Annotated in this window: 27 protein-coding genes and 5 pseudogenes; 20 read left to right on the forward strand and 12 right to left on the reverse strand. The window is 40.4% G+C overall.

From position 1 onward, the window contains the following. Window positions 1-237: 237 nt before the first annotated feature. The 4 genes from ACM0OW_RS20545 to ACM0OW_RS20560 all read right to left on the reverse strand — a co-directional run bounded on the left by ACM0OW_RS20545 (window position 238) and on the right by ACM0OW_RS20560 (window position 6,501). The gene (locus ACM0OW_RS20545) at window positions 238-921 is read right to left on the reverse strand and encodes a hypothetical protein (RefSeq protein WP_414551994.1); all 684 of its coding nucleotides are present in this window, start codon (window positions 919-921) and stop codon (window positions 238-240) included. Further along, window positions 914-3,331 (reverse strand): CHASE2 domain-containing protein, encoded by a 2,418-nt coding sequence (locus ACM0OW_RS20550; protein ID WP_414551995.1) that lies wholly within the window; start codon window positions 3,329-3,331, stop codon window positions 914-916. Before ACM0OW_RS20550 ends, ACM0OW_RS20545 begins: the two co-directional genes overlap by 8 nt. Before the next feature lie 456 nt (window positions 3,332-3,787). Beyond that, window positions 3,788-5,137: a DUF1822 family protein gene (locus tag ACM0OW_RS20555; protein ID WP_414551996.1), complete on the reverse strand. Its 1,350-nt coding sequence runs from the start codon at window positions 5,135-5,137 to the stop codon at window positions 3,788-3,790. After that, a complete protein-coding gene (locus ACM0OW_RS20560) occupies window positions 5,134-6,501 on the reverse strand; it encodes a hypothetical protein (protein ID WP_414551997.1) in 1,368 nt (455 codons plus the stop codon). Before ACM0OW_RS20560 ends, ACM0OW_RS20555 begins: the two co-directional genes overlap by 4 nt. A gap of 554 nt (window positions 6,502-7,055) precedes the next feature. Between ACM0OW_RS20560 and ACM0OW_RS20565 the strand changes: the two are divergent. Both ACM0OW_RS20565 and ACM0OW_RS20570 read left to right on the forward strand, forming a co-directional pair. Continuing rightward, window positions 7,056-7,313, forward strand: a pseudogene (locus ACM0OW_RS20565) (ISAzo13 family transposase); the annotation flags it as partial. After that, a pseudogene (locus ACM0OW_RS20570) lies at window positions 7,291-7,620 on the forward strand (IS4 family transposase); the annotation flags it as partial. The pseudogenes ACM0OW_RS20565 and ACM0OW_RS20570, both read left to right, overlap by 23 nt. Window positions 7,621-7,899: 279 nt before the next feature. On the opposite strand, the gene ACM0OW_RS20575 reads toward ACM0OW_RS20570, so the two are convergent. From ACM0OW_RS20575 to arfB, 3 genes are all read right to left on the reverse strand, one after another. Then, window positions 7,900-8,151: a hypothetical protein gene (locus ACM0OW_RS20575; RefSeq protein WP_414551998.1), complete on the reverse strand. Its 252-nt coding sequence runs from the start codon at window positions 8,149-8,151 to the stop codon at window positions 7,900-7,902. Window positions 8,152-8,427: 276 nt separating this feature from the next. Then, entirely contained in the window at window positions 8,428-8,610 is a 183-nt protein-coding gene (locus ACM0OW_RS20580; protein ID WP_414551999.1) for a hypothetical protein, read from the reverse strand. Between the two features lie 40 nt (window positions 8,611-8,650). Next, on the reverse strand, window positions 8,651-9,064 hold the full coding sequence (gene arfB / locus ACM0OW_RS20585; RefSeq protein ID WP_414552000.1) for an alternative ribosome rescue aminoacyl-tRNA hydrolase ArfB: 414 nt from the start codon (window positions 9,062-9,064) through the stop codon (window positions 8,651-8,653). A 610-nt stretch (window positions 9,065-9,674) separates the two neighbouring features. Between arfB and ACM0OW_RS20590 the strand changes: the two genes are divergently transcribed. The 3 genes from ACM0OW_RS20590 to ACM0OW_RS20600 all read left to right on the forward strand — a co-directional run bounded on the left by ACM0OW_RS20590 (window position 9,675) and on the right by ACM0OW_RS20600 (window position 10,530). Beyond that, window positions 9,675-9,872: a hypothetical protein gene (locus tag ACM0OW_RS20590; protein WP_414552001.1), complete on the forward strand. Its 198-nt coding sequence runs from the start codon at window positions 9,675-9,677 to the stop codon at window positions 9,870-9,872. A gap of 77 nt (window positions 9,873-9,949) precedes the next feature. Next, a complete protein-coding gene (locus ACM0OW_RS20595) occupies window positions 9,950-10,135 on the forward strand; it encodes a hypothetical protein (RefSeq protein WP_414552002.1) in 186 nt (61 codons plus the stop codon). Between the two features lie 77 nt (window positions 10,136-10,212). After that, a complete protein-coding gene (locus ACM0OW_RS20600) occupies window positions 10,213-10,530 on the forward strand; it encodes a hypothetical protein (RefSeq protein ID WP_414552003.1) in 318 nt (105 codons plus the stop codon). A gap of 304 nt (window positions 10,531-10,834) precedes the next feature. Here the strand turns inward: ACM0OW_RS20600 and ACM0OW_RS20605 are convergent, their stop codons facing one another. Then, on the reverse strand, window positions 10,835-12,052 hold the full coding sequence (locus tag ACM0OW_RS20605) for an ISAs1 family transposase (RefSeq protein WP_414552004.1): 1,218 nt from the start codon (window positions 12,050-12,052) through the stop codon (window positions 10,835-10,837). Between the two features lie 392 nt (window positions 12,053-12,444). On the opposite strand from ACM0OW_RS20605, the pseudogene ACM0OW_RS20610 reads away from it, so the two are divergent. Both ACM0OW_RS20610 and ACM0OW_RS20615 read left to right on the forward strand, forming a co-directional pair. Beyond that, a pseudogene (locus tag ACM0OW_RS20610) lies at window positions 12,445-12,744 on the forward strand (transposase); the annotation flags it as partial. 249 nt (window positions 12,745-12,993) lie between these two features. After that, window positions 12,994-13,200, forward strand: a complete 207-nt coding sequence (locus tag ACM0OW_RS20615; RefSeq protein WP_414552022.1) for a DUF2997 domain-containing protein — start codon at window positions 12,994-12,996, stop codon at window positions 13,198-13,200. 278 nt (window positions 13,201-13,478) lie between these two features. Here ACM0OW_RS20615 and ACM0OW_RS20620 read toward each other — a convergent pair whose 3' ends face one another. Further along, window positions 13,479-14,861, reverse strand: a complete 1,383-nt coding sequence (locus ACM0OW_RS20620; RefSeq protein ID WP_414552005.1) for an IS4 family transposase — start codon at window positions 14,859-14,861, stop codon at window positions 13,479-13,481. Between the two features lie 150 nt (window positions 14,862-15,011). On the opposite strand from ACM0OW_RS20620, the gene ACM0OW_RS20625 reads away from it, so the two are divergent. From ACM0OW_RS20625 to ACM0OW_RS20670, 10 genes are all read left to right on the forward strand, one after another. Next, window positions 15,012-15,413, forward strand: coding sequence for a hypothetical protein (locus ACM0OW_RS20625; protein WP_414552006.1), 402 nt, complete (start codon window positions 15,012-15,014; stop codon window positions 15,411-15,413). Between the two features lie 111 nt (window positions 15,414-15,524). Next, window positions 15,525-15,740, forward strand: coding sequence for a hypothetical protein (locus ACM0OW_RS20630; protein WP_414552007.1), 216 nt, complete (start codon window positions 15,525-15,527; stop codon window positions 15,738-15,740). Continuing rightward, window positions 15,727-17,346 (forward strand): AAA family ATPase, encoded by a 1,620-nt coding sequence (locus ACM0OW_RS20635; protein WP_414552008.1) that lies wholly within the window; start codon window positions 15,727-15,729, stop codon window positions 17,344-17,346. The genes ACM0OW_RS20630 and ACM0OW_RS20635 overlap by 14 nt, the downstream gene beginning before the upstream one ends. Window positions 17,347-17,456: 110 nt before the next feature. Then, window positions 17,457-17,639: a hypothetical protein gene (locus tag ACM0OW_RS20640; RefSeq protein ID WP_414552009.1), complete on the forward strand. Its 183-nt coding sequence runs from the start codon at window positions 17,457-17,459 to the stop codon at window positions 17,637-17,639. Window positions 17,640-17,735: 96 nt separating this feature from the next. Then, entirely contained in the window at window positions 17,736-17,900 is a 165-nt protein-coding gene (locus tag ACM0OW_RS20645; protein ID WP_414552010.1) for a WGR domain-containing protein, read from the forward strand. Window positions 17,901-17,910: 10 nt separating this feature from the next. Further along, the gene (locus ACM0OW_RS20650) at window positions 17,911-18,288 is read left to right on the forward strand and encodes a hypothetical protein (protein ID WP_414552011.1); all 378 of its coding nucleotides are present in this window, start codon (window positions 17,911-17,913) and stop codon (window positions 18,286-18,288) included. Window positions 18,289-18,352: 64 nt separating this feature from the next. Further along, window positions 18,353-18,694: a hypothetical protein gene (locus tag ACM0OW_RS20655; protein WP_414552012.1), complete on the forward strand. Its 342-nt coding sequence runs from the start codon at window positions 18,353-18,355 to the stop codon at window positions 18,692-18,694. Window positions 18,695-18,754: 60 nt separating this feature from the next. Continuing rightward, a complete protein-coding gene (locus tag ACM0OW_RS20660; RefSeq protein ID WP_414552013.1) occupies window positions 18,755-19,486 on the forward strand; it encodes a DUF2786 domain-containing protein in 732 nt (243 codons plus the stop codon). A 322-nt stretch (window positions 19,487-19,808) separates the two neighbouring features. Further along, entirely contained in the window at window positions 19,809-20,309 is a 501-nt protein-coding gene (locus tag ACM0OW_RS20665; protein WP_414552023.1) for a hypothetical protein, read from the forward strand. Between the two features lie 435 nt (window positions 20,310-20,744). Further along, window positions 20,745-21,224, forward strand: coding sequence for a GNAT family N-acetyltransferase (locus ACM0OW_RS20670; RefSeq protein ID WP_414552014.1), 480 nt, complete (start codon window positions 20,745-20,747; stop codon window positions 21,222-21,224). A gap of 11 nt (window positions 21,225-21,235) precedes the next feature. Here the strand turns inward: ACM0OW_RS20670 and ACM0OW_RS20675 are convergent. After that, window positions 21,236-21,378 (reverse strand): annotated as a pseudogene (locus ACM0OW_RS20675) (RNA-guided endonuclease TnpB family protein); the annotation flags it as partial. Window positions 21,379-21,421: 43 nt separating this feature from the next. Further along, window positions 21,422-22,318, reverse strand: a complete 897-nt coding sequence (locus ACM0OW_RS20680; RefSeq protein ID WP_414552015.1) for a LysR family transcriptional regulator — start codon at window positions 22,316-22,318, stop codon at window positions 21,422-21,424. Window positions 22,319-22,555: 237 nt separating this feature from the next. Between ACM0OW_RS20680 and ACM0OW_RS20685 the strand changes: the two genes are divergently transcribed. From ACM0OW_RS20685 to ACM0OW_RS20695, 3 genes are all read left to right on the forward strand, one after another. Further along, window positions 22,556-23,251 carry a glutathione S-transferase N-terminal domain-containing protein gene (locus ACM0OW_RS20685; protein ID WP_414552016.1) on the forward strand — a complete coding sequence of 232 codons (696 nt, stop codon included), beginning with the start codon at window positions 22,556-22,558 and terminating at the stop codon, window positions 23,249-23,251. Window positions 23,252-23,271: 20 nt separating this feature from the next. Then, a complete protein-coding gene (locus ACM0OW_RS20690) occupies window positions 23,272-24,135 on the forward strand; it encodes an NAD(P)-dependent oxidoreductase (RefSeq protein ID WP_414552017.1) in 864 nt (287 codons plus the stop codon). Between the two features lie 108 nt (window positions 24,136-24,243). Continuing rightward, window positions 24,244-25,122 (forward strand): spondin domain-containing protein, encoded by an 879-nt coding sequence (locus ACM0OW_RS20695; RefSeq protein WP_414552018.1) that lies wholly within the window; start codon window positions 24,244-24,246, stop codon window positions 25,120-25,122. A gap of 6 nt (window positions 25,123-25,128) precedes the next feature. Here the strand turns inward: ACM0OW_RS20695 and ACM0OW_RS20700 are convergent. Next, window positions 25,129-25,728: pseudogene (locus tag ACM0OW_RS20700) on the reverse strand (alpha/beta fold hydrolase); the annotation flags it as partial. Window positions 25,729-26,089: the final 361 nt, after the last annotated feature.

A 26,089-nucleotide genomic window follows, 5' to 3' on the forward strand; every position in this document is an offset into this window, starting at 1 on the left:
TAGACAACTCGAATCAAGAAGCAATAATTGTCCCCTTCCATGTATCCATACTTCTAGATGGACTGGGGTTATGCAAAAATGAGAGTTATCAGTTATCAGTTAAGAGACATACTTTGGTTTAGGTCTCCCACTATATCGACGTTAACTGACAATTGAAAACTCATAATCTAAAGCCGATTAGTGGTAGGCGTTGGTGGCGTGTCTAAATCCCCCACTATACACCTTGATAACTTTTCACTATTCACTGTTATTAGCTATTGCTGGCTGACATAATTTTTGAAGGGTGTCTTCACGAAATGCGGTTAATTCAGCCGAAGGTTCGGGAACAGAATAGATTTGTTGCAAGACATCACTCCACAAGTTATTTTCAGCAAAATAATTGGCTTTAGCAATAGCAATCGCTTCGGTATTTGCACCTGTGGATTTGAGTTGTTTTTCGATATTTTGTAATTCAGAACTAATGCGATCGCGCCCTTCCTTATCCATGACTTGAAAGGGGACAAATTGCCCACCATTAACTACCCAGTTATAAACTTGTCCTGGTTGTAATGGTTCGCCTGTATAGGTAATATTTTGAGTATGAACTGCTGGGTGAATCCATAAATTGATATTGCTACCCGGATGGCGCACTGCTATTGTAGAAGCGTAACCTTGCCACAGAAATAAAGGGCGATCGCTCCAAACTTTTCTATATACACTTGGTGCATCTGGAGAAATCATACACACTGATCCAATAGGACGAGAACCACCATTCCGAGGTTTTATAGGCGGTTCTTTTTTATTAAACAAATTCCGATAAGCCCTGACTAACAAAGATGGTTCTTTTGTATCTTCAGCAAGCACAACTTGCTCAGGTAAGATAGCCAAACTTGTAGAAGCTACGGCTGATAAAACTAAAGTAGATATTAGAAGATTACGCATTTTTGTTTCTTTCAAAATAGGGAAGGACAAAGTAAAGCCAAACGGTTGCCGAGGGTAAAATCCCAGGTAATAGTATGGCTAGGGAAATATACACTTGTAAACTAACCAGTCCATAAATTCCTGTAATTACAGTTGGTATAAATAACCATTGCCATATAAACTTCTGCTTTTCTATTGGCAAAATCGATAGGCTTTTACCTACTAATATCGCCATAGCAGTTATCCAGAAATCAGGAATTGGCACAACTAATCTGCGAGTCAGTAAATGATGCACCATGAAAGCATGAGTTTCACCTCCTGTAATTACCCGATTTTTATTCTGAGAACTTTCCTGATTACGCCAATATTTAACCGCAGGTGGTAAATCTCTGTGAAAATTATCCTCACCATCTTTGCTAATTCCAGCCTCGTTATATCCCCCAGGCGCAATCATCACAATTTGCTGCTGTAAATTGGGAATCATGGCAGAATTTTCTAGTAATTCCCAAGCGGGAAGAGAACGATATACTTGCTGAGAGGGAATGGAAAAGTCAATAATTGGGTGCATCCACATTTGATCTAGCCAATAACTCAAACCTGTAATGGGTTGTAAATTCGCTCTCTGGGATGACAAAATTGTTTGGTGACTTTTGTTACCATCTTTGAGAAAAGCGTTAATTTGTTGCAGCAGGTCTGTTTGACTATCTGATTGCGGCTGGGGTGAGTTAGGGATTCGTTGCAATTCGTAACTTAAGGTTAATAAATTAGAAAAATGCCAAGGCTGAGTTTGCCAATCATCCATCGAAAACAAGCGCATATACCAAGGCAAAACTTTGATATCACCTTGTAGACTCCAGTTTAAACTGGCAATTTCAGGTAATGCTTGTAGCCATTCACCCTTGAGATTGTGAGTTGCAGCCAAAACAAACCATGTCGGTTGGGGTGCAGAAATAGCATTTTGGATCGATTCGGCGAGGATGCGATCTGCTTGCGCTTGGGGTCGATCTAATAGATAATCAATACCAATTATCCTGGCATTTTTAGCTACTAACGCATCAACTAAACTCGCCAAATATTGACGATTCATCGGTTTGGGATTAGATATATTCGCTTTTCTAATAGACGTTTCATCAATTTGTACTAGGAGGATGGGCGCATCGGGAACGCTTTCGACTTGATTTGTTAGTTGACGATATATAGCCTGTACCAATATGCGGCGTTGTAATGCCCATCGTTGTAGGGATAGGGATAAACTAATAGTTAATATGAATAACAGTGCGATCGCTTCTAGGCGAGTAGGCTTTAATTTTTCAAATATTTCTGTCCAACTAGATGGTTGGATACAAAATGACTTTGCTTCTGGATGTCGGAATAAAGAAGGAATTAAATACGCACTAGGATAAGTAAAGTTTTTTTCTAATTTAATATATTTTGTAGCTGTTAATAATGACTCATGGACATCTTTATATTGAGCTAAAGTTTGAACAAATCGCAGAAAAAATTCCTCAGCTACCCGATTATGAATGGGTTCTCGCATTACTGCAACTTCACTAATACCCAAATCTATGAGTGTATTAGCAATACTTAACCCCTTGCAAGAGTTAAAAATTGCTACCTGCAAACCTCGCTCTTTTGCTATAGTTAAAGCAGGTTTAATTTCACTTAATAATAATGCCGTATTTGGAGCGATACCCAACTCACCACCAGTCAAATTAGTTTCATTACTATGACCAGCAAAAAACAAAATATCCCAACCAGAATCAGCAGCGATTGCTTGGACAATTTTAGTTTTTAACTCAGTAATACTTTCATGCGATCGCAAACCAACAAAAGTTACATCAGCCACGGAACGCAAAGAACGAATAGCCTGCTTTTCTGCGTCAAAATTTAAGTTAGATTCATCTCCTAAAATTGCTAAAATTTTCGCTTTTCTGGGAGCATTATCTGGCTTGGCATTAGCAATAATTCCTCGCCGATTTAAAGGTGTGCGAACAATCCGAAACTTAGTAGAATCCAGGGCAAATTCTGTACCAATTTCCCAAACTTCCCAAGGTAAACGATCTAAATCTAGAGAGCTACAAATCAGAAAAATATCAGTATTAATTGCTTTAGCTATAGTTGCTCTAATTTCATATAGTTCCGCACTACGTAACCAGTGATGAAACTCATATAAAAGTTGTGCTTCCGCCTCCACCAAACGAGCGTGCCAATCAACAGGAGGTGCATTAAAACTACCAATTTCTGCTACTTTGCCTCGCAGTTCCGTATTATAAAAACCCAAATAAATTCGCTGCCATTCCTGGTACTTAAAATTCAGCGCATCAGGATAAGCCAGCGTTACCCCAATCTGTTGCCCTTGCCCCCAAGACAATTCAAAGTAACAAAGCTGATCAAACTGTTGCACCTTCAAATAAAAACCAGAAACAACCATAATTCACCACAGATAAACGCTGATAAAATACACTTTAAACTCTTTTTATGGACTCTGCACTTGTGTGAGACTTTTTGGAAATCTCCAGACTGTGTGTACACGGTAAGAGTGGTGAGAGAAAATCGCCTACTAATTCTCTATATTTCTCACACCTGGGGAGGTTATGCAATTTTAACTAAGAAGATGCTTTAAAAGTTTTGAGCGAATGTAACCCGCAGGCTGTACGCTAACAAACATGACCCATAGCGGCTTTCCGTAGGGAAGTCCAGCGACCTAGACTAATGAAGAATTAAGGTTTTTAACCCGCGCAGGTGATCACTGAGCTTGCCGATAGCGTAGCGTGGCGTTAGCCATAGTGCGGCCTTCCCTCTGGGAAGACGCTACGCGTCATGTTTGTATAGCCGCGACTAGAAGTCCCCAGGGCTAAGTTAAAAATGTCACCATAAAAACTAAAAACTAAAGCACACGCCCCGGATAAAATGTAAACGGAGGTAAATTAATTTCTATACCATCTATTAAACTGACACTCACTAAGAACTTTTCATCCCAATTACCCACAACACGAGTAAACAAATAACCATCACCCTGTTCTTGATTGATTCCCTGTTCCAATAAAACGCTCGTTTGGTCACTGACTCTTAATTTTAAATGACTAGGTAAAGTATTTTGTGAAGTTGTACCTAAAACTAACAACAACGTCCACAAATGTGGGTCATTTTCAGATAATAAATGCCAAGTCATCGCATACAGGCGCAAGGGAATTCCGGCTAAGAGTAAATCTTGATAAGCACCCCGCGCCTGAGCAGGAATTTTTAAACCTCGGTGTTGTAGTTGGTTGATAATTGTCTGAAATTCTTCTGTAGGACTTCGCATTGCTACCGCAGGTGTGAAACTAGGTAATAATTTCCAAGAAAATTCCTGTGCTAATTCATCTAATTCATCCCACAACCAACGCCCCACATTCAAAGCTGGCTGTGTACATAATTTAAATAAATCTTTTAAGTTGGTTTTGAGTCCAGAGTTAGGTGTTTGCTGTTGACAATTATAAATCCAATGCAGTAACTCTGGATTAGTAAATACAGCAATTGCTTGTTCCCAAGTCAATATTTCCCATAATTCACACTGGGGTGATTGCAACTGGGGTAACAATGCGATTAAATTACTTTGCATTGTCGATGAAATTTGAGCGTGATGATCAGAAATTGCTGGTAAAGTAATGGACGTTGGTTCTAGACAACACAAATTTAATAATAAATTGTTAGCATCACAATCAAACCAATCCAAAGGTAATTGATAAGTCCAATCTACTTCCGGCTGTAAATTCGCTCTTATCCGCTTTTCTATGAGTTCCTGATAGGATATAAACCCAGAAATTACCACAGATGCCTGTTCTTCTAAAACTTCGACCAATACATAAAAATGAGGAACATATTCTGGTAAATCTACGACTAATTGAGAAAGAGCAATTTCTGAATCATACAAACTACCAGTGGAAATTAAGCAAACTTTGAATTCACCTACCTGCAAGTTGGCAACAACAGGAATCGCGTTAGCTAATGCTGGCTGTAAAACTGTGCATTTTTCCCGCCGAATAGTTAAAGTATCTGCTCGTTCTTGTAACCATTCTTCAAAAGCAAATAGCGCCAAACTATTCATATAAGTTTGCCATTTCCGGGAGACGTTGGAAATTTGATTACTCAGGTCTACAGCCTGAATAGTTTGCTCAGATGAAAGATGGATTGCAGATGGTGAAAGGAATTCATAGTCTAATTGTAATTGAAAAGGGTTGCTTGATAAGTTACTCATTTTTGTTTATCCAATACATCTAAATAACGGCACAATTTTTCTGAAAACAGGCTATTTGGAGAATGACTATTGACTGTTCGAGATTCGATTTCTGCTTCTCTAAATAAAATAGAACTTTGCGTATGTAGTATGGATGCCAGCTGTTGTTCAAGTTTTTTTAGACGTTCTGGTTGAGAATAATTATGTGCTAAATTAATCACGCTATCGCATAAAATTTTGACAAACTCTCGTTGCACATCAGCGCGAAAATCCTTCAGCTTAAGTAAGCGAGTTACTGCATCTTGCGCCCTTAATTCCAATTTCCGAGCAATTTCTGTCATCGACATTTGTTGACAATGAAATAGCTGGAGAGCTTTGATAAAATTTTGTGCTTTATTCCCCTTCTTCTGTTTTAGCTTCTTCTCCCACGAAGTTACAACTATCTTGAATGCTGGATCTAAACAATCCAAAAATTGCTGACGATATAACTCTAAAAACTCTATCTCTTCATTTTCATCAGGATTTTCCACAGCAGCGATGTCAACAGGATATTCACTAACTTTTGGTAGAGAACGACTCTGGTTATAAATACGGTATTCTCGTAGATAAGCAGCCAGCCTCTGTAATTGTGCCATTACAGTTTCATTCTCCAACTTTTGACCAATTTGGGGTTGTAAGCTGATAGCAATTTGATGTAGCTGTTGAGTCGTGGGTTGAGGACATATTCCCTTATTATCCAAAGAAATTTGTTGCAATCTTTGCAATTTATAAATTTCGTGATAACTCTTTAAAATTGCTAAAAAATCTGCCACCTCTTTAGAGGTTAAAGCGTGAAAATCATCAAGAATTTGCTGTAATTTTTTCGGTGAAGTATCATTCAAAATTGCCCAATCAGTTACTCGATAAAGTCCTAACTCCAAAAAAAATTTATTGAGTTCGGGATTTTGTTTTACCTTGATATTTATCCAAGTGGCTAAATGACTTTTTTCGGGTTCAAAACTCGACAAAATCTTCCGCCCCAGGCATTGATAATTACCTGTTTGTTCTAAATTACCATCGTCATCTAAAACATAAGGTAATAAATCTCTGTAACTAAAACCGTGAGCTTTGCCAAATTGGGCTTCTAGCTGCCAACAAACCTGCTCAATTTGCCAGGATATCAGACACAGTAGGCAACGTTCAGCTAAACAGCATATATCAGTACAACTATCCCTGGATAAATGCAGCAGTTTTCGTTGCACCATTGCATCTGGTACATCACTTTCAGCCGTATATTCGGGAAATCTATCCGCAAAAAATACTTTAGCTGGAGTAATTTCCTTGATTTTTCGTTTTCCCGCAGCATCAATTGTTACTAGCTGCCAATATCTGAATGCACTACTCATAAGCCATAAGTATTTAGAACCGCCTATTAATAGCAGTATCGCCTAACATTCATTCTTAATTCCAGACTCGTACAGCTTATGCAGTTTTGGCAAAACTTAGGATACGAGTGTTTATAAAGAGCAAAGCTAAAATCATTCTGGCGTGGAGTCTGGTCGTGGTGTTGTTGAATACCCCCGGCATAAGTTTCGATACTTAATTTTTTCGGCTTTTCCGTACCTGTCATGCTAAATAGAACCTATTCGACTGGTAATACATTATCTTAAGTATGGCTCAGTGCCGCTCAAGACCTATCCCACTCATCAAATTGTAGCGATCGCCTGATTCATATTTTCAATCAGCAACGCCAAATAAGTTGTACAAATTTTAAAATTTTATCTGAAATAGCTCGTGATTTTAGCGTTCACATAAGGGACTTCCAAGCAATAAAATCACCAAGTACGTGAATGATAATCATTATTAGGTGGGGAAGGAGAAGCCCCCGCCTGCCGCTTCTCCTTCCCCTTTTTGTAGTAAATTTAATTAGGAGAAAAATTTATGGGTGTTTGAAGTGTTGATAGAATTAACTGATTCAGTCAAAAAATTATTCTTAGATACAGCAAGCCAACTCAAAGGAGCAGCAATGCGGCGCTTTCAAGCACAAATTGTGATGGAGTTAGGTTACGGAGGGCAACTACTGGCTCAAAAAGAATTGGGATGGGATAGAAATACTATTCGTAAAGGAATTAAAGAATTAAGTAGTGGGATTACTTGTGTAGATAATTATTCGGCAAAGGGGCGTTATAAGGCAGAAGAACGGGAGCATCTCACTTTTAGATGTAACTGGTGAACGCTTTATTTCTCTAGTTTTATTGATAGCGCTCGCTTACTCCTCTGCAACAATTCAAGGTCAACAAATCAAACGTAAAGGAATACAAAAATATATTGCTCGGATCAAAGAACATGGTCGAACGGAACGGAGACATAGTAGTTTTTATATCGGTTTATATGGTCAAACTTGGGTCAATTTTAAGGATGTTTGTATGGATTTAGTCACGGAGTTAATGAAATTAAATCGCAATAAATGTAAGTATTATCAACAAGGTCTAAGAGCTATGAGGCTTATAGAGTCTGTCTTGTAGCTGATTTTGATTTTGTCCCCCCTTTTTCATTCTGTGTAGGCACTCCCTGTTTTGATGTCAGATATCAAAACCTTTACTATTTGGGAATCCTACCTTTTTTTTGCCCAAAAAACGAGTCCTATTTATCTCTGGTCATAAAGATCAAACCTTTTCTCAGTATAAACACTACTATTAGTGTAACTAATTCTTTTAATTTACTGAATCTGGTTTTTAGCGATTCCTACGGAGCGCTTCGCGATCGCTTGTTTTTTGTCCAAACTCACAAAATCGCGTTGCTCCCTATTCTGAGTAGTACCTATCTTTTAACTTTTGCCTAAAGTTTTCAAGATTTTGAGTTGTGGGAGACTTCGATAGAAGTTTCGTAAGTTCTTCCTGGCGTTCTTGGGGTAAGGCTTGGTTTTCGGTAGCTAGGGGAGTGGAGTTCTCTTTAGCCTGTTGCATGATCAACGATAGTCTGTAAGCCATCATGTTATTGGAAACCCCTCTGACACGATTGATTGAATTAATTGTTTCGATAGCTGAGTTCTTCATGGTGTAAGTGTAAATGATGAAGTTGACATTGCTACTCACCAAAAATTGTCATAAAAATCAACATTAATTCTGATAAATTGGACTAAATATTGAATAGCTAAATAGCAGTTAAGCCCTTGTCATGAATTCCTACGCTATCCTTACTCAAACAGAACATCAGCGTGTTAGCGATGACATGACCCGACCCCTACTAGAAAATTGCGAGACTGCCTCACACATTTTTATCCTTGAGCGAAACAGATAGCTTTATCTCAACTCATAATTCCTAATTGTTATTTAGTGATGAAAATTACTAAATAAACCGTTAGAGCATCGTTTGCACTTTTGTTTTGTCCCATCCTTTCCAGTACCAGGGCCACAATGGGGACAAATTTCTCGAATGCGTCCCGATTCCGGCACTTCATCAGACTCGCACAATGTCGCCAGTTGGTCACGTCCTAATATTTGCTCACAAGCCATTGCATGAAATATATCATCTTTTCATCCCAAAATTTACTTTTTAATCAATGGACTGCCTCCTCATTGATTTAATATGTCCTCGCTTAGTTTTACTATCAAGGCGTTTTTTTTGAGAACTGCGAGTTGGTTTGGTGGGTTTGCGTTTTTGGGGCAGTATGACAGCGCTTTTAATCAGTTGTTTGAGCCGTTGCAAAGCTTCTTCCCGGTTTTGCTCCTGGCTGCGGTGTTCTTGAGCCTTAATTACAATCACTCCCTCCTGGGTAATGCGTCGGTCATTTAACTTCAAAAGTTGCTGTTTATAGAAAGTGGGTAATGATGAAGCCTCAATGTCAAAACGTAAGTGGATGGCAGTAGCAACCTTGTTGACATTTTGACCGCCTGCACCTTGAGAGCGAATCGCGTTCATTTCGATTTCGCTATCGGGGATAATAATTTTGTGAGAAATTTGCAGCATAACTTATATATAACGTAGTGCAATGGCGAAACGCCACACCATCGCCTTTGTTATGCAATGTTTTCCCTTAAGAATGTTGGTAAATGTAATCCAGCAGGCGATTCTTAGGTGTAGGGAACTGCAAGGTACACGCGATCTGCTTCGCTATCGCGTGTGCTTTGCACTCAGCGCTGCTGCAAAGCAGATCGCTTCCCCCACCACACGATGGCAAAACAGCATGAGCGCACAGATTATTCTTCATCATTGCCGAAAGTCACACAAGGGCTGTCAATTATCAGTATGCTTTTCCATGAATTGCAGAAAATAACGGTAGAACAATTTACCCCACATTCATCAGGGTGAATGCACTGTATTGTTTCTTCTACCACGCTATGAAAAGCACAATCATTGCAAATAGTTTGACATGGTGGTTGACGGTTAATTGAATCTGACATCACTTTGATTAGTGCTGGTGGTGCAGTGTTTGGGGAACGCAAGCTTTAATATACGCCTGAAGCCGCAGAAAAAGCGGGGCGGGAGTGGATTGGTAAGGGAAGTTGAGCGATTTCAATGAGACATATATGCTATGTTGAATCCGTATACCACTTATTTTAATATTTAGTTGATATTTATGGTTGGCAGAAAAAAGCTTCATCGTGAAAGTTTACACGCTAGAGTTGCACCAGAAACATCTTCCAAACTTAAAGAAATAGCTTATGCGTTAGGTTACATATACAATCAAGACGGGTCTATAGGACAACTCCTAGACGCGATCGCTAGTGGTGAATTAATTCTCATTTCTGCCAAAAATCCTCGTAAAACTGGTTGACGTTTTTACATTTCACTAGTGGTATAATTATGAATATGAGAGTAAAAAAAATACACTCTCATCAGGAGGTGAGATAAGTGACTCAATCCAAAGATGGCAACGGACACGGAGAATACAATCCTGAAGTCGAGTTTGAATACTTGGCAGCAGATGTCTGGATTAAATCAGACTCTGAAGGGAACCGAGACGTTGCTTATACTGAAGATGTCTTAGAAACATTGGAAGAGGATGATGAAGAATCGGACTCTGAAGATGAAGAATAGCATCTAATTAACTTATGCCCCTAGCTTGTACCTGGGGGCTTTCCTCATCATCTCTTCTACTTGGAGTATAGCTTCTTATGTCATTAACAAGCGTTATCCACCCCCTTCACTTCCAAATTATTCAAAGGAATGGTACGACGTGGTATTTCAAATATGGCAGTGTTTTCTACAATCGCACTGACAAAGATTTACCCGAAAGTGACCGAGAAAGGTTATTTGGAATAACTAAAAATAAAATAGTAACTGAGTTGTTCCGCATCAATGGCGGTCAATCTGGATATTACCTTGCTAATCTTAGAGACAAGAACTACTACTACTGTGGTGATGACTGGGCTTCGGTCAAAGCCAAGTTGCGGGAATTAGGCATTGGGCGGGATGAGCCAAATTACTCTTGAATGAAGCATTTTGTAGGGGCGCTTCGTGGGGTGATACATTCCCCTCAATCCCAGCGTTGTTTGCTGCTTTTTTCACTATATGAAAAACCATACTGCGGCACAGATGGCCACCCTTAGCTGAAACAAATACTGGGTCATCATGTTTGGCATACCCCTTTAAAGAGTTAATCTCTTTCCACATACCCGCCCCAATCAGCATAAATAAATTCTATGACTATGACTAATGAAATTACGGAAAAGCTCAAGCAAGCCTCTGATAGTTTGCCAGGGTTAGCGCGTCTCAAACCCTATTGACAGTGGGATTCTAGGAGAGGATTGAATTTGGGACAGATGCGGCCAATACAGAAAGCATATACTGATCATTCATAGCGGCTCGCCGTGACTTTTGACGAATACTGCGGCGGAAAGAGGATTCTCGCTCTAAGGCATTAAGAGCAATGCGACGTAGCAAAGAAAAATTCTGTGGGCTGTGCAGAGAACGAATTCGACATTCATCCTCATTGAAAGTGACATCTAATGTCCAATGAACAGAATTTTCAATCCCCCAATGCTGTCGAATTGCACTACCAATTTTGTTGGCATCACTGGCGAGACTAGTAATGTAAAATTGCACCTCATGGGTAGTTTTATTCCAATGCTGAATCGAACGCACTACCATCACGACTGTTGTTAGTCCTTTCCACAAATCTTGTTCATGAAGTGCAGGAAGTTGTGACACTGGTACGGTGTAAACCTGACGATTCTCGATGCGATGATGTCCTTTTTCTATCCGTTGACTCCTACTCACATCAACATCTTTAAATCCATTAGACTGGGCTGTTTTAAACCAATTTTTGACTTGCTGGTGCAGTGTAGGATGATTATCTTTCAAGCTCAAAATGTAATCAGAATCAGCTGCGATAATTTTTTCGGCAATCGATTTTTGAGTACCCATTGCATCAATAGTAATGATGCAGCCAGATATGTCTAGCATTTCTAACAGTGCTGGAATCGCGGTGATTTCATTAGATTTGTCACTGACTTTTGTTTGTCCTAAAACCAGACGGTGTTCACTTGACCATGCACTGACCGTATGTAAAGCTTTTAACTGAGATTCCCGATCATATGAGCCTCTATGAGTTTTGCCATCTATGGCTACTACTTCTACTCCCAATTTCTCAACTAATGATTGTACCCATTGCCGAAAACATTGCTCAAATTCTCTTGGGTTAATTCTCTCAAACACTCTCCTAAAAGTATCGGGACTGGGTATTCCGAATGGTAGTTGCAAAAACGTTTTCAACCACTCCTGTTTACTGATTCCATACTCCTCAATATCTTCCCAACCTTGAGTTCCTGCTATGACTGCTAAAACCGCTATGGTGATGATATCGGTGAGTAAATGATATCTTGTTCTTTCCACTCTGGGATCTTTTATTTGTGTAAAGTATTCCTGGAACTTCGTGGTAATGTTTTTGCTATTTACACTGGGTGTAAAATATGCTTTACTTTTGCTTTTCTTGTTCTTAAATCCGTTTACCATGACTCGAACCTTGCACCTAGATGGATTAAATCTTACCCTACCTCGGATAGTGCCACCTTGTTTCCAACTTGATGGCTGTTCATGCAAATCCTCTTGTCAACAGGGTTTGAGATGCGCTGACCCTGTATGGACTAATGGAGATTGTTGTCGTTGATAATGGTAAAGAATTTTATAGCAAACACTTTCAAGATGCTTGTCAACAATTAGGTGTAAGCATCCAATATACACCTCCTTATATGCCTTGGTATAAAAGTAGCGTAGAAAGAACGTTTAGTAGTTACAATACCCAACTATTACAGGGGCAGCCAGGAACATTATTCAAGGAATTTATAACCCAATATGATTATGATCCTAAAAAGAATGCTGTAGTTTCCCTTGAAGCTTTACAAGAGATGATTCACATCTTTATTGTGGACATTCATAATCAAAGTTCTCATGCTCAATTTTGTACACCTAGAGCCGAAATTTGGTCAAAAGGAATAGCTGAACATCCTCCCACTTTACCACCCAGTCTTCAAGAGTTAAGAGTGTTAGTTGGAGCGGTAGAAAAGCGGGTGATTTCTAGAAGAGGTGTGGAACTTTATGGTCTTTATTATCATAGTTCAGAATTGACTAGACTGCGCTCCAATTACGAAAGAGAAGATATGAGGAGGAGAGGTGGCTTGCGACCAAGAGAAAAAGCCACTATTAAGTATGACCCCACAGATTTATCAAAAATCTATGTTCTTGACCCAACTAGCCATCAATTTATCGTCGTACCTGCCATGAATCAGGAGTACACTCAAGGTTTGACTCTTTGGCAACACAAAGTTATTAAAAACCTAGCAGCTATTGAGGCGAAAAAAATTGATATTGTGGCTTTGGCTTTAGCTAAACAGAAAATTCAAGAAATTGTAGAGCGTGAATGGCAAAAATCTTATAAAGGGAAAACTCGTAAATCAATGGAACGTTCAATACTGATACATTTTGACAAAAAGACTGGTGAAGTTCGAGTAGAGTCCGAGGGGTTTGAAGGGCTATCTTGCCTGGAAGCCACCCAGCCGTTTGAGGAAGCGTTGGGAGTTGTGGGCGATCGCACTTTCAAAGATGAAGCTCAAACCCAACAGCTTAGAACTAATTCTAATCATCAAACTCGTTTAAGACAATAACAAAAAGGGGGGATTAAGTTCCCCCAATCGATTATGGAATTACCCAAAGAATACGCAATGGTTCATATTTACGCCGCTACTAAAGCCCAAGAACGAATGGCACTAAGATAAGCCGAAAGCAAGTTGAGATAAGAGTTTAAAGGATTGAGAGTGATAAAAAACTGGTGGAGTAAGGAAAAATATTTAATTCGCGGAAACTTTCCGCGAATTAAATCTCCATATTCTTGGACTCAATAATTCCTGACACAAAGTGCTGTATTTATCCGGATTGTTCCAAATCAAGCAGTTTTTAAATTATGGTGATATCGCTGGCGTGGTTCTTGCATTAAAGGATAAGATTTAGGGCGACGTTTTCTAACTCTCGGTTCACTTCGTGCTGGCCTTAGTGGTACTTCCTTATGCACAATAACTTTTAATAAAGTAGAATAAATCTGATGGCGTTCGCTGTTAGTAGCAGCAATGAACTGGGGAATAAAGTTATCAAAATGTTGCCTTGTTCCCTGCAATGATAATCGCAAAGGTGAGACACCATAACTATTACCAGCCGACCACATTAAAGTTCGTAACAGATTATAAGCCAATAAAAAAGCCCAGATTTCTTTCCGTACCATTGCCGGAGTCTTACTTCTTAATATATCCATCCCCAATGTAGTTTTTAGATGCTTTAAATCAACTTCTACATCCCAACGTTTTTGATAAAGACTCGTAATGTCTAAAGTAGAATAAGCCTTGGTATCAAGTAAAGTAGTAATCAGACTCACCTGTTCGGTTCTAAAGCCGGGAATGAAAATATAGAAATAAATTTCCCTGACTATTAACGTATTTGGTAAAGAGTTAAATTCCTCTTGACTTAAACCTTGGGGACATTTTTTCGGTTGACTCCAAGTGACAATTTTATCACAACTCCCAACAATTTTTCCCCGACGCATTTGGGTTTGACGACCTTGATGCTTGCGAAATACAGCATCACAACCCAAACTTTTTATTTGAAATATATCAGCATAAGCACAAAAGGCTCTATCTCCTAAAAGCACATCCCCAGGGCTGAGGAATTCGTACAATCTTCTTGCTAGTTGAATATCATGAGTGTTAAAAACATCAATTGCTAAGGCGACAGCCGCACCAGTGGCAATGCTGAAAAGCGCACCAATCTTCGCAAGGGGAAAACCGCATCCGGTTTTTTGGCTACTGGGTTGAGGATATTCTTTTTGATTCTCAGGTGTATCTGGCATTGATACCGTAGAACCATCTATTACCTTAACTTTTCGACCACACCATAAATGTTTTTCATTTACCTGAGATTCTAACCCAATTGCCACTTTACCAAATAGTTTTTGGATTAATTTTTCTGGTAATCTTTGACGTGCTTGGCAGTAAGCACTCGTATCTGTTGATGGCAGTTCTACTCCTGAACCCACAAGATAGGTAATGACTCGACTAACAGCATTATGGCAACTTTTATCAACATCTAATACCTGAGACAGAAATGCCCATAAGGTACAAATTGGGTCAAATAAGCGTTGGCGGTATTTAATATTAAGTTGAGCTAATTCTTCTTGAATTACTTCTGATGGTAACAATTGATGAATTGGTAAGCCCAAACTGTGAGTAAATTTCTGCTTGAGGATTTCAACACTTTTAGATATAATTGGAGTATTCATTTGAGTTAAGTAGTCTAATTGTTTAGTTGATTACTCAATTCTCCGTGGGCATGAATAAAGCCACCTGACTTCTAGTATATAGAATATAATCATGTAATTCGCGGAAATTTTCTGCTAACTATTGAGTTGAGCATTGAATTGGATCTCCCTATGCCAGCAGTCAAGAAAAAACCCAAGTCACAGGATTTGATTGAGCGTGCTTCTAACCTTCAATCATTAATTGCACAACTAGAAAAAGAAATACAACAGATATTTGACTCTGGCCAAGTTGCGCCTGAAAACAGTTGGATTGTGCGTTACCAAGTTAAAGGTAAATACGGGGTTTATTGGTATTATAAATTGCAGGCTGAGTTACCTGTTTTTGATAAGCGCGAATTAGGAAAATCTCGCTACAAACATCTTGGTCGAGCCGGCAGTCCCGCATACAATGATGCGGTAACAGCAATGATACGACGTACCAAGATTGATGCGCTTCATCGCATGGTAAACACAATTAAGCAAGGGTGGATTGATTTATATGAGGAGACTGAAAAACCCTCGAAGAATTCCTGACTAATTCGCGGAAAGTTTCCGCGAATTAGTTTTCTGACTCTATTTCCCCCACACGCTTGCTCACTCTCAATCCTTTAAACCCTTATCTCAACTTGCTTTCGGCTTATCTTAGTGCCATTCGCCCAAGAACCAATCGTAATCAAAGGCAATACAGAGGGTCTGTGTGTATTGATTAATGCTTTAGTTTCAGCCATTGCCTTTAGTGATGGAACTGCGGAGATTTTTGACGGCAAAGCCGAACTTCATGAGTTAGTCGTGAAACTGGTTGAAACTCACGATGAACTCGCACCATTACCGTATAAAGATTTACAAAATGAACCTAAATAATATCTTTGCCACTTTAGATTCTCAAATTCCAATTGTGGCTCTTGAAGTTCTTGCACCAGAAGAAGCTACGATTATTCAGTGGCTAACAACGCAAGCTAAGGAAAAACTTGAAAGTCCCGTATTTTTCTGGAATCTGGGAGTTTCAAGCCTGGAGCAATGTCTGATAGCTGAGGACGGTGGGTTAGTATTTAAGCCAGTGCCAGAGTACAAGCGCCCGACTCATGTTGACTCGTTGTTGTTTGTATTCGATTATATCAACAACTTTGACGGTGTTGGAGTATTTATAGTAGGTGACGTTCATCCATTCGTGGGTAAAAATTCTCCTCAATTGAGTTGGGAAATACTCACCAGGGTCAAGAACTTGTACCACAGACTCAAGCCCACGGAAAAACGCATCATCTTTCTGGGTCAAAGTATTCAACTACACGATTCTCTGGTGCGGCTGATTCCGTTCGCGGAAGTGCCTCTGCCAACAATTGAGCAAGTTCAAGAGCGTTTAGAATCGTACTTGCAGTATTTGAAGGAATCAGCCTCCGAACAGGAAGTTTCATTCCGAATTCTGTTATCAGACGACAATAAAGAAACTTTGGCACGGGCAGCGCTGGGATTGACCCTAGAAGAAATCAGCGACTTTCTGAGGCTGACGGTCAAAGAGAGTTTGAGCAGCGCTGGCATTACAATTGATGCTAGTGTCATCGCCAAGGTGGTCGAGTACAAAACCCGGCTGCTATCTCAAATGGGGATTGAGTTGGGAAAACCAGCTACAATCCCATTCGGTGGACTTGACCTCTTGCGTGATTGGTTGCAACGGCGGCGACGATTGTTTACACAAGAAGCGCGATCGCTCAATTTACCCCAGCCTAAAGGTGTGTTATTAGCGGGTCCACCGGGAACGGGTAAATCTATATGTGCTAAGAATATTGCCAATATCCTCAACTTACCACTATTGCAACTGGATATTGCATCAATGCTTGGTTCTTTGGTTGGGGAATCTGAAGGCAATATCCGTAGGGCTTTGAAAACAGCCGAAGCGATCGCACCATGCGTTTTGTGGGTTGACGAAATTGAGAAAGCCTTGTCAGGACAGGGTGACTCTAGCGGAGTTTCACAGCGAATCCTTGGAAATATCCTCACATTCATGTCTGAATGTACGGCGGGAGTGTTCGTTGTGGCAACTTGCAACGATCCATCAGCACTACCCAGTGAACTCAAACGAAAGGGTAGATTTGATGAAAATTTCTTTGTTGACCTACCGAGTGAGCCTGAGAAAGTGCAGATTCTCAAGATTCATCTACAACGATTTGGCATCAGTGTGGAGGATGAATATTTGGAGGCGATCGCTAACAATACTAACAAATTTTCCGGTGCTGAACTGGAAACTCTAGCAGCTGAAGCCGCACTTTTGGCATTTGACCAAGGACGACCACAACAGGTCACTTTGGGTGATTTAGAGGTTTGTCGGCAAACCATAACACCTTTAGCTGTCCAAGATGCGGCTTCTGTTGAGCGAATGCGTGAGTGGGCGAAGACTGCCAGAGATGCTTCTAGTGCGATCGCTCCCAGACCTAGCAAATCTCTACGGACTTCTCGATTCAATTTGAATTGATTAATCAGGTGATTGTCTCTGTATTCTAGCGGGGACAATTGCTTGATTTTTTCATATTGCTGAAAGAAACGCTACGCGAAAAACTAATGACAAATAATTAAGACAGTTTTATGCCACTCAGCCAAAACAGAATCGATAAAGATAACTCTGAATATACATTCATTCCACCAATTGAGCATACACCCCAACAGATAGAAACAGGTAACAAAATTGTGGAAGTTTTGAATAACCAAAATCTCACTGAATCTGATAAGAGACAGGCGTGTTGGGAATTATTAAATAGTAACACTTAACGAGGACAACTTCGCTGGGGTAACGCCAAGCAATAATTAATTGCAGGTGAATGTCTGAATTTTAGATTTTCACCTGCAACTTCATTCAATTAAATTATGGAAACCTATCTTGTATTTGTTGATGCTGTCCGAAACAGCAATAAATTTTGGAGTGCAAAAGTTGAAGGAAGTCAGTTGATTATCAAATGGGGAAGAGTTGGGTACAAATCCCAAACGAAAGTCCATTCCTTAGCAAGCAAGCAATCAACGGGCGATTTTTAAATATTATCAGTTGGTAGCTGAGAAGAAAGCCAAAGGTTATCAAGAAAGTCAATCTGAGATAGACGGTAATCGCAATGTTTCTGAAATCAGACGTGCAATACAACTTCTCAACATCATGCGTCCTTGCATTGCTGTCAGAAATTTCCATGAGGGCTACATTGCTGCTCTAAATGAGTATTTGCAAATAGTTACTACGCCCTTGGGTATGCAAATAGATCCTACCAGGGTCTACAGAACAGTGGATGATATCGACCACCAAAAACAAATCCTCAACTCATTATTATCACCCACTTCTGTAACTGTTACACAGGCTACAGAAGTTCCCAAATCTGAACCGCAAACTGTCAGCCTCAAGTTTCTGCCTAAGAGCTTCTGGCGACATTCTTGAGGATTACTATCAAGCAATTTATTAGCTTGGTAGTGATTTTTTCTTTTTACTCTAAAGTTAAAATATGAAACAACCTTGCAAAAATTGTCCATTCAAAAAATCTGTAGAATATGCGCTTTCGCCTCAAAAAGCGCGCGATATTCTGCAAGCAATTACGCACGACATAGCCTTTCACTGTCACGAAACAGTGGATTATTCTGAGTCTATCAAAAATCGAGTTACTGCTGAATCAAAATTGTGCTTTGGTGCGGTTTTGTTCCTAGAAAATACTGTGCGTGGCGGTTGTCGCTCAAATGTAATGTTTCGCTTTGGGTTGATGCGGAAAGAATTCAAGCTTACTCATTTACGCCGGGATGAAAGCGTGTATCAGTCTTTCGAGGAATTCTTGGAAGGAGTGTCTTATTAATGATAAAATTGACTATCTAAATAAAAATAGCTAATTTTATTTATCATTTTCAATTAAGCCATGCAAAATAAAGCCACATACTATGCCCAAGATATTGAGAAGGTTGCCGATAAAATAAAAAAGCTACTTTCCCTTTCTCAATCTCCTAACGAAGCAGAGGCACTTGCGGCTTTTTCAAAAGCTCAAGAGATGCTAACTCGCCACAACTTATCAATGGCAGACTTAGTAGATTCAACACCAGAACAAATAGAAGAACAAGTTATCAACGAATCCCAAAGACAAAGTTCGTGGAAGGGGATCTTGCTGAATGCAGTTTGTCAGGCCAACTATTGTTTTGCTTATCGTTTGAAACAGTCGGCCCAAATCAAGCAGATAATATTCGGGCGCAGTGTCAATATTCAGTCAGCCAGAATGCAATTTGACTATTTAGTGCAAGCAGTTGACCGACTAGCGAAACAGGTAGACGGCGACCGCACTTTTAAAAATGCTTTTAAGCTAGGTGCTGCACATCGGCTTCATGCCCGAATTTTGTCAGGTATAGATAAACAAAAATGTGCGGGTGTAGCAGCTTCTGAAAATTCACCAGCAATCTCAGCTATTGTTATGCGATCATTATACGAAAAGCTGGAAGCAGAATTGAAAGCATATTCTGAAAAATTGAATTTAAAAAGCCGAAATCAAAGGTCTTCTTGTAGTTCAGAAGACGGATTTGTTGCTGGGCAGTTAGCTGGGGAGAAAGTTTTACTCAATCAGCAGACTGGTGAGAAAGACCAACGTTATCTGCCTATTTAGTCGGCAATTAAAATTATTTTTTCTCCCCCAGCTACTCCAGATTATTTCACCTTATTTAAATCCTGACAAAAAAGTGAAGTGAAATACAAACTCTTAGGAATTTTTAGCGGTGATTGTTTTTGCCAAGCCGAGCGAGAAATGTGAGTGAATGGTTGAAGCATTATCATCTCACCCTCGTGCATTGGCTAAGGTATTGCTCTGTTAGTGACATTGTATACACTGAACTGAAGCGGTTATGGGAGCAATGGTATTAGATAGGTGATATTTGCTAAAATTTAAATAATTGAAGCTGCTTAGTATCTCTCAAAGGGATGTTTTAAGTGTGTGGTTTTGGGAAAACGACTCGATTGAGTACGAAATTTATAAAAAATATGAGCGTGCATTAGTCAGCATTGGGGTGAATTTTTCATTTGAACAAGTTCAAACCGCATTGGAAGCTTGTACGTATGGGTTAGAAGATGCTTTTAGAAGCACAATTGACTATGTATTGTGGTTACAAAAAAATGAAAAAAATTTTTACCCAAATGCAATTTTGATTAGTGCGCTGAAAGAACAGTGGAAACCTGTCGCATGGCAAGATGACTACCTTGAGCTACCAATGTTGGAATCACCAGGGCAAAGGTGGTGGAATGCAGCAGCAAAAATTTGGGGCTACGATTTGCGTAATCAACTTGTTGCTGATATATCTTACAGCAATGGGACAGAATTTATTAAGTTTACGAACGGAAAGAAATTGATGCTAGAGGCTGCTTGGCGTTGGGAATGGGAACGAGTATTAGAATATGCCAGCAGTCAGGCTGATCAAGCTACTCCTCCTGATTAAACCTGTTTTGTCACTCTCGCAGTAGTATAATAAAATACAAATACTAGAAGCAAGACACAGAGTATGGTACAGCCCCGTCGAGCCGCACCAAAAGTCAAATTCGTGGACGAATATTGCCAGTGGTATTCCTGCAAGATGGTCTGAAAACCACTATTCTGCAAGGGGTTGAAATTTTGCTACATTGGAGTAAAAAAGCCGTGTTCGGTATGAAACAGTGGCGAGTTTTGGCGAGATGAAAAATGATACCAATTCCACCTTTTGGCACAATCGTGTAACGCTGCATGAATCACGAGCCAAAACGATAAGCCAATTATAAAATTTGCGGACTTTATAAGTATTTTAGTATACGCTATTGGTTATGATGCAGGTATTGTCGCCGTCCGGTTACGCGCAGTCCGTTAGCTAGCAAGCTGAGTATTCTTTAACCAAAAACATATGATTCGATTGATTACGCCCAGTGACACACCTGCCTTGATCGCTTTGGCGGAAGCGTCTGGTTTATTCGAGCCAAATCAAATCGAGGAACTCGCCCAAATGCTGAATCAACATTTCAATAGCGAACTGGAGAGTCAAGATTTGTGGTTTACCGATGATGATAATGGGGTAGTAGGCGTGGCGTATGTTGCGCCAGAACGAATGACCGAAGGGACATGGAATCTCTATCTGATTGCTATTCACCCTGACCGTCAAAGACAAGGACGTGGTGGTGTCCTGCTTCGTCATGTTGAACAAGTGCTAGCAGACCGCGGTGAACGTGTGCTGTTAGTGGAAACGTCCGGTGTTGAGAACTTTGAATATGTCCGATCATTTTATCGAAAGAATGGTTATGACGAGGAAGCTCGGATTCGGGAGTTTTACAAAGCAGGAGATGACAAGATCATTTTCCGTAAAGCATTTGGGAAAAGCGCTGCTTGACACTCCCCGAATTAGAAATTCGGGGATTCTACATTCACAGACTCGCCGTTAGACGACAGGCTTGCGCCAACCGCCCAAGAGGGCAAATCTCCTGTAGCGTAAGTGACCGTATTCCTACCGTACTGAGTCCTATCCTCAAAATATTGATTGCTGCGATAAACTAGATGTCCCTCTTGTGGAGCGCTCCACCCGTCAGACTAGCGCGAAATATTCTGCTTTAGAAAGTCAATGAAAACTCGAACTTTGAGAGGAACGTAAGCACGGGAGGGATAGACAAGCCAGGCAGCAGTGTTAAAATCCGTTGCTGTTACTTCATAATTGGGAAAGACGTTGACTAGTTTACCAGTCTGTAAATCCTTGTGAATTAACCAGTTTGGGAGCAATGCCAGACCCATTCCAGCGATCGCGCATTGCTGGAGAGCAAGTCCGCTGGAAATAATGGTGTTACCACGAACAGAAGTTTCGCTTTTTATACCATTCTTATCCCTGAATATCCATTTTGAGCTAAAGATTGCTAGGGGGAAGAGAAGACAGTTATGTTGCCCAACATCGCTCGGTTTTTTTGGTTGACCCCATCGTTTCAAATACTGGGGACTAGCGCAGACAAAATAGCAAGTCGGCATGAGTTGTTGGGCAACCAGGGTTGAGTCTGCCAGTAATCCCAGACGAACTGCTACGTCAATTCTTTCGGTTAACAAATCTACGATAGTATCTGTGAGTAACAAATCAACCGTCAGGTCTGGATAAATCGTGCCAAATTTTGATAACAAAGGCACAATACACTGAAGTCCAAACGAGACAGAAACTGTAACGCGGAGTTTTCCCTTTACCTGCCCAGAAACGTCCGCTACTACATTAATTGCCTGCTGCATCTCCTCGACAAGTGGCTCAACGCGCTCAAAATAGGCGATACCAGCTTCTGTTGGTGACAATTGACGTGTTGTTCTCTGGAATAACCTGACACCAAGTTCTTCTTCCAAACCAGCGATCGCTCGTGAAACAGAAGAAGGGTCAATATTGCGTTCTCTGGCGACAGCAGCAAAACTCCCTAGCCTCATCACTTCAACAAAGGTTTGCAGCACAGATATGTCCATTACTCAGATCATAAATCCTCATTCACTATAATCTTTTTGCATCAATTCGTGTATAAAATGCACGAGATTCATTCATGAATTGGTATTTATTGCTTAGTGAACAACAAGTATAGTCAAGTCATGTTGATAGTTAATTTACGTAATCTACTGAAGCTGAAATCACAGATTTTCCCCTAATCATCTGTCGCGCCTACAAATTGCATCATTCTCATTTTTGCTTGGTTGAGAGGAGAAAATATGAGCCTTAAACTTTATGATTTAGCTGGAGCAAAAGATGATTGCCGCTTTAGTCCTCCTTGTTGGCAAGTCAAAATGGCTTTAAAGCACAAAGGACTTGATGCGAAAGAAATTCCTTGGCGGTTTACAGAGAAAGAGGCGATCGCTTTTTCTGGACAAGGAAAGGTTCCTGTCTTGGTTGATGGTGACAAAACAGTGATTGATAGTTGGGAAATTGTTCGTTACTTGGAAACAAATTACGCTGATCATCCTAGTTTATTCGGCGAAAAAAATAGCGAATCAAATGCTTTATTCATCAAGTTTTGGTGTGTGCAAACCATTACTCCAATTATCTTGCGGATTATTCTCCTAGATTTATATCAGCATTTACATGAAAAGGACAAAGTATACTTTCGCGAGAGCCGAGAGAAATTTTTGGGGATGACACTCGAAGAATTTGCAACACCTAATGATGCAACTATCACTGCTTTGCGAACAGCTTTATCTCCTCTGAGAGAAGTTCTCAAACGTCAACCCTATTTAGGTGGTGATAGTCATTATTTCGTTGACTACATTGTATTTGCACCATTTCAATGGGCAAGGGTAGTTAGTCCAATCCAATTGCTCGCCCCAGATGATCCCATTTATGCTTGGCGCGATCGCTTGCTGGATGCTTTCAATGGTTATGCTCGCAATTCATTTGGTTACTCAGTCTAAAAATTCATTAGAGAAATAATATGAGCCGAATTGCATTACTGGGAATGGGTGCAATGGGATTTCGTGTAGCACAGAACCTTCTGAATGCCAACCATAAGGTATTCGTTTACAACCGCACGGCAGATAAAGCAATACCCTTGCTGGATCAGGGGGCTATTTGGGCTGCAACTCCCAGGGAAGCAGCCGAGTCAGCTGAGATTGTAATTAGTATGGTCACTGATAATGACGCGTCACGAGCAATTTGGCTTGACTCAAAAACGGGTGCAGCGATGGGACTTGGTAAAGATGCAATTGCAATTGAATCAAGCACCCTAACTGTTGATTGGACAAGAGAACTAGCAGCAGCAATTGAGAGCCGTGGGGCTGCCTTCCTTGATGCTCCGGTTGTTGGTTCTCGCCCACAAGCGGATGCGGGAAAGCTGATTTATTTAGTTGGAGGAAATATAGAGACTTTAACACTAGTCCAAGATGTGCTTGATGCCGTTGGATCTGCAACCATTCATGTCGGTGCTATCGGTCAAGGGATGGCGATGAAACTTGCAGTCAATGCACTTTTTGGGATTCAGGTGGCCGCATTGGCAGAAATTTTGGGAATGCTGAATCAGAACGGAATTGACCCGGCAAAAGCGATGGAATGTCTCGGTGAGATGCCTGTGATCAGTCCAGCCGCTAAAGGTGTGGGAAACCTGATGTTGATCAACCACCATGCACCGATGTTCCCGATTAAATTGGTGGAAAAAGATTTCCGCTATATTACTCAAACAGCACTAACTGTTGCGGCTCCAACTCCAGTGTCTACTGCTATTCATCACATTTACTTGGAAGCGATCGCCAAGGGATATGGAAATGACAATATTACAGGTGTTGTTCAACTTTTCATCTAAAGTCTCAGTTGGTGAAACCTTAAAACATGATAGCTATTGAGGTCATTTCAGCAGTTATCCATAGTGTTCAAAACTTTTTCTCTACCTCTTAATTAACATAAGGAAACCATGAATAATCAAAGTATTGCCACTGTTAAGAAGCATTCCAGAATCATCGCTATGACAGTTGGATTTGTTTCGACTCTCACAATGGCGACAGCAGCAACAGCAGCTAATCTCAAGGTCACTGTTGAGAACTTAGCACCTGCAAATGGTCTTGTTGTCACTCCTTTATGGGTTGGCTTTCATGATGGCAGTTTTAATATCTTTAACTTAGATGAGCCAGCCTCAATCAGTCTAGAACGTCTAGCGGAAGACGGTACTACTGCACCAATTGCTAATACATTTTTATCTAGCGGCAGTGGATTAGTTGAAGGAACGATCCTTGGACCTGGCATTAGTCCTAATTCCCCACCAGTTATTCCTCCCGGTACAACAACTACTCGGACATTTAAGGTGGATGGCAGTCTGGCTACTAGTCGTTACTTCAGCTATGCAACCATGATTGTTCCCAGCAATGATGCCTTTATTGCTAATGAAAATCCCCTGGCATTTCAAATTTTCGATAATTTGGGTAAGTTTATTGGCGCTGATTTTATAGTTTCGGGAAATCGTATTTGGGACGCAGGGACGGAAGTCAACGATGAAATTCCAATTAATACCGCACTTCTAGGACAGACACAGCCTAACACTGGCGTAACTGAAAATGGTGTAGTTAGACAGCATCCTGGTTTTATTCCTGGAGGCAATATCTTAACTGCATTTCCCAATGCAGATTTTACAACCCCAGACTACCAAGTAGTCAGAATTAGAGTTGAGAAAGTACCAGAACCAGCCAGTACCATTGGACTGCTTCTCGTGGGCAGTTTGTTATGGGTAGGGCAGAGTTTTACCAAACAATCGATGTTAGGAAACAAGCAGGCGAGAAGTGGCAACACTGGCTCGTAAAAAAAATTATGCTGATGTCGAATCGGCAAAGAAATCCAGCAAAGCAGTTGAAAACTGCTCTGGGGCATCTTGCTGTACCCAATGGGAGGCATCTTCAATAGCTTGAAAAATAGCATCTGGAATTTCGCGAGCTAGTTGCATTCCATCTTCTGATTTCTGCCAGGGGTCATTCATGCCCCACAGAATCAGGGTGCGAGCCGTAATTGTGTTGTGTCGATCAACAAGTGCAATTGTTTGATTGGCATTGAGGGCAGATGCGTTGCGAAGCAAGCTCAGTTTGCCTTCTTCACTTGACCAAGGTGCTATGATACCGTCTCGAAATAGGGAGGTGAGTCGGCTTTTGTGGGAAAGACCTGCGGCAAGACTTTCTTCCAGAGCTACGACCAAATCTGTGATTGGACGAGACTTCCACCGTAGAGGATGTCCAAAATCTAGCATATCATCGTCAAAACGGTCGTAGCAGACAGAATTTGTGATTACAAGGCGATTGACAACTTGTTGATGCTCGATCGCTAGAATTAAAGCCACCGCACCGCCCGTATCGTGACCCACAACATCCACTTGTTTTAGGTCAAGAGCCGACAACAAACTAACAATCATTCGAGCCTGGTCTTGAAACCCACATTCCGCACTTCAAATTGAAGTATAAAGAAATTACATCAAGAGAAAAGCAAAAAAATCAGGATGATGAAGGCTCATATTACTGAAGGAATCTACAGCATGAAAATAAATCATCAAACACAATATATTTGACGGTTATGTAAGCACGAAAAATTTGAGGAGCAATTACTGTTCCTTCGATGTGGATAAATTTTTCTGCACTCTCCAAAAATTAAATTGTTCGATTTAAGAAAGCAGATAGTATCTTTGACAAGATGATGGCAGACAATTCAAAATAAAATTACGTTCTGATGCTGACGGGGCGACAAACAAGTCTAAAAACAAGACAGTGTAAACAATGTAACGA

Source organism: Anabaena sp. CCY 0017 (assembly GCF_963920885.1).
Taxonomy (GTDB): Bacteria; Cyanobacteriota; Cyanobacteriia; order Cyanobacteriales; family Nostocaceae; genus Nodularia.